General features: G+C 72.2%; 7 protein-coding genes and 1 pseudogene. 7 read left to right on the top strand and 1 reads right to left on the bottom strand.

Going from position 1 to position 8,107, the window contains the following annotated elements; genetic code table 11:
- The 5 genes and pseudogenes from ACOV8S_RS18060 to ACOV8S_RS18040 form a co-directional block, all read left to right on the top strand.
- A partial coding sequence (locus ACOV8S_RS18060) for an SDR family NAD(P)-dependent oxidoreductase (RefSeq protein ID WP_448318799.1) occupies window positions 1-764 on the top strand: 764 nt, incomplete at its 5' end.
- Window positions 765-1,118: 354 nt separating this feature from the next.
- Complete coding sequence (locus tag ACOV8S_RS18055) at window positions 1,119-3,122, top strand: galactose oxidase-like domain-containing protein (RefSeq protein WP_448318798.1); 2,004 nt, start codon at window positions 1,119-1,121, stop codon at window positions 3,120-3,122.
- Window positions 3,123-3,269: 147 nt separating this feature from the next.
- Window positions 3,270-3,542, top strand: a pseudogene (locus ACOV8S_RS18050) (cbb3-type cytochrome c oxidase subunit I); the annotation flags it as partial.
- 173 nt (window positions 3,543-3,715) lie between these two features.
- Window positions 3,716-4,720, top strand: coding sequence for a hypothetical protein (locus ACOV8S_RS18045; RefSeq protein ID WP_448318797.1), 1,005 nt, complete (start codon window positions 3,716-3,718; stop codon window positions 4,718-4,720).
- Between the two features lie 108 nt (window positions 4,721-4,828).
- Window positions 4,829-4,969 (top strand): hypothetical protein, encoded by a 141-nt coding sequence (locus tag ACOV8S_RS18040; RefSeq protein ID WP_448318796.1) that lies wholly within the window; start codon window positions 4,829-4,831, stop codon window positions 4,967-4,969.
- Window positions 4,970-5,047: 78 nt separating this feature from the next.
- On the opposite strand, the gene ACOV8S_RS18035 is transcribed toward ACOV8S_RS18040, so the two are convergent.
- A complete protein-coding gene (locus ACOV8S_RS18035) occupies window positions 5,048-5,671 on the bottom strand; it encodes a hypothetical protein (protein ID WP_448318795.1) in 624 nt (207 codons plus the stop codon).
- 323 nt (window positions 5,672-5,994) lie between these two features.
- Between ACOV8S_RS18035 and hemL the strand changes: the two genes are divergently transcribed.
- Window positions 5,995-7,311 (top strand): glutamate-1-semialdehyde 2,1-aminomutase, encoded by a 1,317-nt coding sequence (hemL, locus tag ACOV8S_RS18030; RefSeq protein ID WP_448318794.1) that lies wholly within the window; start codon window positions 5,995-5,997, stop codon window positions 7,309-7,311.
- Window positions 7,308-8,012 carry a histidine phosphatase family protein gene (locus ACOV8S_RS18025; RefSeq protein WP_448318793.1) on the top strand — a complete coding sequence of 235 codons (705 nt, stop codon included), beginning with the start codon at window positions 7,308-7,310 and terminating at the stop codon, window positions 8,010-8,012. Before hemL ends, ACOV8S_RS18025 begins: the two co-directional genes overlap by 4 nt.
- Window positions 8,013-8,107 lie beyond the last annotated feature (95 nt).

The following is an 8,107-nucleotide window of genomic DNA, read 5'->3' as shown; positions in this document are numbered from 1 at the left end:
CCCCCACCCCCGCCTCCCGTATCGCCGTCGTCACCGGCGCGAGCAGCGGCATCGGTGCCGCCACCGCGCGGCAGCTGGCGGCGGCCGGGTACCGCGTGGTGCTGACCGCCCGCCGCAAGGACCGCATCGAGGCGCTCGCGGCGGAGATCGAGGCGGCGGGCCACTCCGCCACCGCGTACGCCCTCGACGTCACGGACCGCGCCGCCGTCGACGAGTTCGCCACCGCCTTCAAGACGATCGGCGTGTTGGTGAACAACGCCGGTGGCGCCCTGGGCTCGGACCCGGTGGCCACCGGCGACCCGCAGGAGTGGCGCACGATGTACGAGACGAACGTTATCGGCACCCTCAACGTCACCCAGGCCCTGCTGCCCGCGCTCACCGCGAGCGGCGACGGCACCGTGGTGGTGGTGTCCTCCACCGCGGGGCACGGCACCTACGAGGGCGGCGCCGGCTACGTGGCCGCCAAGCACGCCGAGCACGTGCTCGCGGAGACCCTGCGGCTGGAGATCGTCGGCACCCCGGTGCGGGTGATCGAGGTCGCGCCCGGCATGGTCAAGACCGAGGAGTTCGCCCTGACCCGCTTCCACGGGGACCAGGAGAAGGCCGCCAAGGTCTACCAGGGCGTGGCCGAGCCGCTGACCGCGGACGACGTCGCGGACACCATCGCCTGGGCGGTCACCCGCCCCAGCCACGTCAACGTCGACCTGCTGGTCCTCCGCCCCCGCGCCCAGGCCTCCAACACCAAGGTGCACCGCGAGCTGTGACCGCCGCGGCCACGCGGTGACCCCGCTCCCGCTCGCGGGTCACGTCGCGTAACCGGCCACGGCGGTCTCCCGGCGCCCGTCCACACCCTGTGGACGGGCGCCGTCGCGTTGTGCCCGCGATGCGACGGCGCCCCGCAGACGCCGCGTCTCCCCCCGCGGTCGCCCCGCCGGAGCCGCGGCGACCGCACCGCCGAACGAGGGGGTCGTGACTCTCCGTGGCGTTTCGCTGCCCGGTGTGAGTGGCGGATGTTCCTACGATCTTCCCAGCTGCTCAACATCTGATGATCCATCAGATGAGCTGCAGGGGCGGGGATCCAGCGAACGTCAGCGCAACCGATTCCGGAAGTCACCTCCATGGCAGATACGAACAGCCGTCCGCGGACCCGCCGGACCGTTCTCGGCGCCGCGGGAGTGCTGGTCCTGGCCGCTCTCAACGCCCCCGCCGTCTACGACTTCGCGTCCCGGACCTACCACGCCCACCTGATCGAACAGACGTCGTACAAGGCCGACCACGGTCACTGGCAGATCGTTGACGTCCCGGAGCGGTTCCGGATCAACACGATCCACGCCGCGTTGCTGAGCACCGGCAAGGTTCTGCTGATCGCCGGGTCAGGCAACAACGCCAAGATGTTCGACGCGAAGACCTTCCGCACGGTGGTGTGGGATCCGGTCCGCAACACGTTCAAGAACGTGGAGACGCCCAGCGACCTGTTCTGCGCGGGCCACACCCAGCTGCCCGGCGGCAACCTGCTGGTGGCGGGCGGCACCCAGCGGTACGAGACGCTGAAGGGCGACGTCGAACGGGCCGGCGGCCTGATGATCGTCTACAACGAGAACCCCGATAAGCCGAAGACGCTGCCCGAGGGCACCCTCTTCACCGGCAAGGAGAGCGGGAAGACTTTCGCCTCCCGGGCGAGCCTGGTGGTGCCGCGCGCGAAGAAGGAGATCGACCCCGGCACCGGGAAGGCCACCGTCACCGCCTCCTCGGCGCGGGTCTACGTGGAGGCGACCCAGGACGGTCCGCAGCACCAGACCGGCTCGCAGGACCAGTACAGGATCAAGGGGCTGAAGGGCGCCGAGAAGCGCAACGTCTACGGGATCGCGCAGAAGCTCTCCTTCGACAAGAAGGACTTCCAGGGGATCAAGGACGCCTACGAGTTCGACCCGGTCGCCGAGAAGTACATCAAGGTCGACCCGATGCACGAGGCCCGCTGGTACCCCACGCTGACCACGCTGGAGGACGGCAAGGTCCTCTCCGTCTCCGGGCTGGACGAGATCGGGCAGGTGGTCCCGGGCAAGAACGAGGTCTACGACCCGAAGAAGAAGGACTGGGAGTTCGTCCCCAAGTCCCGCTTCTTCCCGACCTACCCGGCGCTCTTCCTGGCCCAGGGCGGGAAGATCTTCTACACCGGGTCGAACGCCGGGTACGGACCGGCCGACAAGGGGCGCGAACCCGGCCTGTGGGACCTGAGGAGCGGCGCCTTCACCGAGGTGCCCGGGCTCGAGGACCCGAAGCTGCTGGAGACCTCGATGTCGGTGCTGCTGCCGCCTGCGCAGAAGCAGCGCTACATGGTGATCGGCGGCGGAGGCGTGGGCGAGAGCCCGAAATCCACCGACCGGACCGGGCTGGTGGACCTGAAGGCGAAGGAGCCGGCGTTCGTCTCCGGGCCCGACCTGTACGCCCAGGCCCGCTACCCGTCCGCGGTGATCCTCCCCGACGACACCGTCCTGGTCACCAACGGCTCCGGTGACTACCGCGGCAAGGGCGACAGCAACGTGCTCAAGGCGGCGGTCTACGACCCGGCGAGCAACCGGTTCAGCGAGGCGGCGGAGCCGCTGGTGGGGCGGAACTACCACTCGGGAGGCCTGCTGCTGCCGGACGGCCGGGTCATGACCTTCGGCTCCGACTCGCTCTTCTCCGACAAGGCCGACTCCAAGCCGGCCGTCTTCGACCAGCGCATCGAGATCTGGACCCCGCCCTACCTGCACCAAGGCGGGCAGCGTCCGCGGCTGCGGGAGGGCGAGGAATCGCGCCGGACGGTCGAGCTCGGCGCGTCGACCACCTACGCCAGCCCGGACGCCGCGCGGATCGAGAAGATGCGGCTGATCCGCCCGGGCGCGTTCACCCACGTCACCAATGTCGAACAGCGCTCGGTGGCGGTGGAGTTCACCAAGCAGCGGGGCCGGGTGAAGGTCACGCTGCCCGACGACCCGTCGCTCGTGCCGCCCGGCTGGTACATGCTCACCGCGGTCGACGGGCGGGGTGTGCCATCGGAGGCGGTGTGGGTGAAGGTGCCGGTGTCCGACGACGCCCCGTCGCTGAGGACCACCGAGGAGCCGCCCGCACCCGCGCTCTAGGCGACCCGGCGGCGCCGCGTCCAGGGTGCTCGTCAGGCCGCGCGTCCACCTCGCAGGGACCGAAGTCCCTGGTCGGCCGGGCCCCTGGGGCCCCGCCGGCCAGGGACTCTCGCTGTCCGGCGACGGTTCCCAGGGCCCTGGGACGGGGTCGACGAGCGGCCCGGCAAGGTCACCTTCTGGACGCTGACCGCCGGCTTCGACCTGCCCTTCCTGGTGCAGCACTGGCTGGGCGCCGAAGGCATGCCGCGCCGGTACGCGGGCTACCTGGCCGCCGACGGCTTCACCGCGCTCGACACCCTCTCCACCATCGGGTCCTTCCTGCTCGGACTGTCGGTGCTGCCCTCCCTCTACAACGTGTGGAAGACGGCGAAGTACGGCAAGCCGGTCGGCGTGGACCATCCGCGGCGCTGGGGCCGTTCCCCACCGGGGTCCGCGGGTGCGGGCAGATGACGGGTGCGGGCAGGTGAGGTGAGGTATCCGTCGGTCCTGCCGTACAACCTTGTCCGGGGCAAACGGGTCACACACCGCGAAACCCTTGGCCATGCCCGAGTCCCGGACGCGGTGGCCGCCCTCCTGACCCGCGAGAGGTTCCCATGAGAGTTCGCCGTGCCCTGGCCGTCGCGGCGGCCACCGCCGTCGTCGCACCGCTGACCCTGCTGTCGGCGCCGGCGGCGTTCGCCGAGGACCCGACACCGTCCGCCTCGCAGAGCCAGTCCGTGGGCGGGACCCCGGAGAGCGGCGGTGCGGCAACCACGGAACCCGCCGCGGGAGGCGACGCCACCGACGGCGGGACGCCGGCCACGGGTGGCGGCGACACGTCGCCGGAGACCACCGGGACGCCCACCGCGCCCGCCGCCCCGGGCGAGGACGAGCTCACCGGCAGGGTCGAGGACCTGGCCGAGGGCGACGGCGAGGAGGAGGGTGAGGGCGAGGAGTACCCGCTCTGCGAGAAGCGGGGGATCGACAAGGGCCTGAGCACCAAGATCACCGGCCTGCCCGCCACCTACGTCGCCGGATCCGGCTGGGACGAGTTCCGCCTCACCGTCACCAACCGGACCGGCAAGGAACTGGACCGGGTCTGGTTCGACGTGTCGATCGAGCTGGGCGCGGCCGAGGTCGAGTACCTGGACGAGGGCGGCTGGACGGACGAGTTCCGCTGGGAGGGCGACACCGCCAGCTTCGGCGGCTACGCGGAGGACGTCGCCGCGGGTGAGGCCCTGGTCTCCGACCTCCGCGTCCGCGTGCGTGCGGGCGCCCAGTCCGACGAGTCGTTCGCCGTGGGCGGGGCCCTGTACCAGGGCGCGGACGACACCTGCTTCCACAACGGCGACACCTACGAGTTCGTCGTCCTGCCCGCCGGGACGAGCACCCCCTCGCAGACGCCCTCGCCGTCCGCCTCGCCCAGCGTGACGCCGTCCCCGTCGAACAGCGGCACCAGCGCGTCGCCGCAGGGCGGCGGGCAGACCACCGGCAACCTCGCCGCCACCGGCAGCGACCGGGCCCTCGGGCTGGTGGGGGCCGCAGGCGCGGCCGCCGTCGTGCTCGGCGGCGGCGCAGTGCTGGTCACGCGGCGCAGGAACGCGGGCGCACGGCTCTGAGCCACAACCATCACGGGGGCGTGCGGGTCACATGGTCCGCACGCAGGCTACGCCGACGGCACGTCAGCGTGGCCGTCCCGTTGACCTTCCCGCGTACTGCTCCGCGACGTGAACGGCGACGGCCGTGCCGACCTGCACGTGGGCGGCGCCATGTCCCCGGGCGTGCGCCTGCTCGGCTCCGCCTCCGGTGTCACCACCACCGGGGCCACCACCGTCTCGGAGACCGTCCTGCAGGGCACGATCCAGTAACCCGGGCCCGACGGGAAGAAGGGGTGCGCGGGGCCCGCAGGCCCCGCGCACCCCTTCCGCGTCGGAGGTTTCCGCCCGTCAGGGCCAGACCAGGCAGTACGGCTGGTGGCCCGCCTCGTGGAGGCGGTGGCTGAAGTCCTGCCACTCGTGCAGCAGCTGGTAGACGTTGAACGCGTCGCGGGGGCCGCCGCGGTCGGGGACCGTGGACCAGATGAACGCGGCCGCGCCGACCGCCTCCTCGCCGATGCCGCGCAGCGGGTCGACGGTGGTCATGGGCAGCTTGACCACCGCGTACTGGGGGCGCAGCACGACGAGTTCGAGCGGGGGGACCTTGTTCAGCGGGACGCCCTCGATGCCGGTGAGGACCATCGCCGCCACCGTCTCGGGCTTGATGCGGGTGAAGAGGCCGCCCATGCCGAGCTCGTCGCCGCCGAGCTCCTCCGGGCGCATGGTCTCGGGGACGCGGGCGGCCGCCGCGCCGCTCGGCGCGCCGAAGTACTTGTACGTCACTCCCAACCGGCTGCTCCTTGCCACGGGTCCCGCCGGCTTCTCGGCGCCGTCACTCTGCGCGCCCGCCCGGCGGGCCGCGGCCTCGGCCGCTTCGGTCGTCGTCTCGTCCGCCTCGCGCCGGTGCCTGCCCCGACGGGAACGCCGAGGACCCATGTCGCCAGTCCCCTCGCCCAGTCCGCCACCGCGATGCATATCTCCACCCGACTGCTGTTCTAGGACGCGTCGCCCCCGCCGCGCAACCCGATCACCCGTTCATCGTGACAGTGACCTCCCCCACGTCCGCCCCACGAAACGTACACAGGAGAAGACCCGGAAGGAGGAACGCGCACGGGGTTCTCGTCACAGTCTCGCAGATGGGGGCAGAACACGCTCCGTTATCTCCGGACCAGGGCCGGTACGCCCCGGAGGGCCGGGCCGGCCGCCCACCCCCGTGCCACGGGGTCGGGTCACGACCGCTGGCCTACCCTGTGGGAGTCCCCCGTAACCGCAGTCGGAGATCCGGAGAAGCCGCAGGCATGACCGTTCCGTCCTACCCCTACGAAGCCCCTGCCTCGCAGGCGCTGTTCGACCGAGCGGCAGCCGTCACGCCGGGTGGTGTGAACTCGCCGGTGCGCGCCTTCCGCGCCGTCGGCGGCACGCCCCGGTTCATGGTCTCCGGCAGCGGCCCCTACCTCACCGACGCCGACGGCCGCAGTTACGTGGACCTGGTCTGCTCCTGGGGCCCGATGATCCTGGGCCACGGCCGGCCCGAGGTGATCGCCGCCGTGCAGGACGCCGTCACCCGCGGCACCTCCTTCGGCACGCCCGGCGAGGGCGAGGTCGCGCTCGCCGAGGAGATGGTGGCGCGGGTCGCCCCGCTGGAGCAGGTCCGCCTGGTCTCCAGCGGCACCGAGGCCACCATGTCCGCGATCCGCCTGGCCCGCGGCTTCACCCGCCGCGCCAAGGTGGTCAAGTTCGCCGGCTGCTACCACGGTCACGTCGACTCCCTGCTGGCCGCCGCGGGCTCCGGCGTCGCCACCTTCGCGCTGCCCGACACCCCGGGCGTCACGGGCGCGCAGGCCGGCGACACCATCGTGCTCCCCTACAACGACCTGGAGGCGGTCCGCGCCGCCTTCGCCGCGCACCCCGGTGAGATCGCCTGCGTGATCACCGAGGCCTCGCCCGGCAACATGGGCGTCGTCCCGCCGCTGCCCGGCTTCAACCAGGGGCTCAAGGACCTGTGCGCCGAGAACGGCGCGTTGTACGTCTCCGACGAGGTGATGACCGGTTTCCGCACGTCGAAGGCCGGCTGGTTCGGCGTCGACGGCGTGGTCCCGGACCTGATGACCTTCGGCAAGGTGATGGGCGGCGGCTTCCCCGCGGCCGCGTTCGGCGGCCGTGCCGACGTGATGGCGCACCTCGCCCCGGCCGGCCCGGTCTACCAGGCGGGCACCCTGTCCGGTAACCCGGTCGCCACCGCCGCGGGCCTGGCCCAGCTGCGGCTGCTGGACGACGCCGCCTACGAGAAGCTGGCGGACTCCTCGGCCCGGATCCAGGCGCTGATCGGCGACGCGCTGAACAAGGAGGGCGTCGCGCACACCGTGCAGAAGGCCTCCAACATGTTCTCGGTGTTCTTCACCGACCGCCCGGTGCACGACTACGAGGACGCCAAGGCCGCGGAGTCCTTCCGCTACACGGCGTTCTTCCACGCGATGCTGGCGAGCGGGGTCTACCTGCCGCCGTCGGCGTTCGAGAGCTGGTTCCTGTCGACGGCGCACGACGAGCGTGCCCTGGAGCGGATCGCCGACGCGCTGCCCGCCGCCGCCCGCGCCGCCGCGGAGGCCACGGCATGAGCGCGGAGAAGAAGGACGCGGGCGCGCAGAAGGACGTCACCGTCGTCCACCTGATGCGCCACGGCGAGGTGGAGAACCCCACCGGGCTCCTCTACGGGCGGCTGCCGGGTTACCACCTGTCCGAGCTGGGACGGAAGATGGCGGACCGGGTCGCCGAGCACCTCGCGCCCAGGGACGTCACCTACGTGTGCGCCTCCCCGCTGGAGCGGGCGCAGGAGACGGCCACGCCGATCGCCAAGGCGCACGGTCTGGAGCTGGACACCGACGAGCGGCTGATCGAGGCGGAGAACGTCTTCCAGGGCAAGACCTTCGGCGTCGGCGACGGCGCGCTGAAGCGGCCCGGCAACTGGAAGCACCTGCTCAACCCGTTCAAGCCGTCCTGGGGCGAGCCGTACGAGGCGCAGGTGGCGCGGATGCGCGCGGCGCTGGACGCCGCCGCGGCCGCCGCCCGGGGCCACGAGGCGGTGCTGGTCAGCCACCAGCTGCCGATCTGGATCGTGCGGTCCGCGGTCGAGGGCCGGCGGCTGTGGCACGACCCGCGGCGCCGCGAGTGCACCCTGGCCTCGCTGACCTCCTTCACCTACGAGGGCGACCGGATCGTGGCCGTCGGCTACACCGAGCCGGCCCGGGACCTGGTGCCGGCCCACCTGCTGGCCGGCGCCAAGCCGGTCAAGGGCGGACAGAAGGCGTTCGGCGCCTAGCCGTCGCCAGGGCCCGCGCACCCCCGCCGACGTGGGGGTTCGCGGGCCGCAGGGGGGTCCCCAAGATCCCCGGAACGGACATGCGAAACTTTTCA

This window comes from Streptomyces sp. CO7 (genome assembly GCF_053474865.1).
This window is presented reverse-complemented; position numbering and strand designations above follow the sequence as displayed.

What these genes read in the sequence shown, in the direction of transcription:
- ACOV8S_RS18055 (WP_448318798.1), top strand. Translation starts at nt 1,119, where the DNA reads ATGGCAGATACGAACAGCCGTCCGCGGACCCGCCGGACCGTTCTCGGC.
- ACOV8S_RS18045 (WP_448318797.1), top strand. Translation starts at nt 3,716, where the DNA reads ATGAGAGTTCGCCGTGCCCTGGCCGTCGCGGCGGCCACCGCCGTCGTC.
- ACOV8S_RS18035 (WP_448318795.1), bottom strand. Translation starts at nt 5,671, where the DNA reads ATGCATCGCGGTGGCGGACTGGGCGAGGGGACTGGCGACATGGGTCCT.
- hemL (WP_448318794.1), top strand. Translation starts at nt 5,995, where the DNA reads ATGACCGTTCCGTCCTACCCCTACGAAGCCCCTGCCTCGCAGGCGCTG.
- ACOV8S_RS18025 (WP_448318793.1), top strand. Translation starts at nt 7,308, where the DNA reads ATGAGCGCGGAGAAGAAGGACGCGGGCGCGCAGAAGGACGTCACCGTC.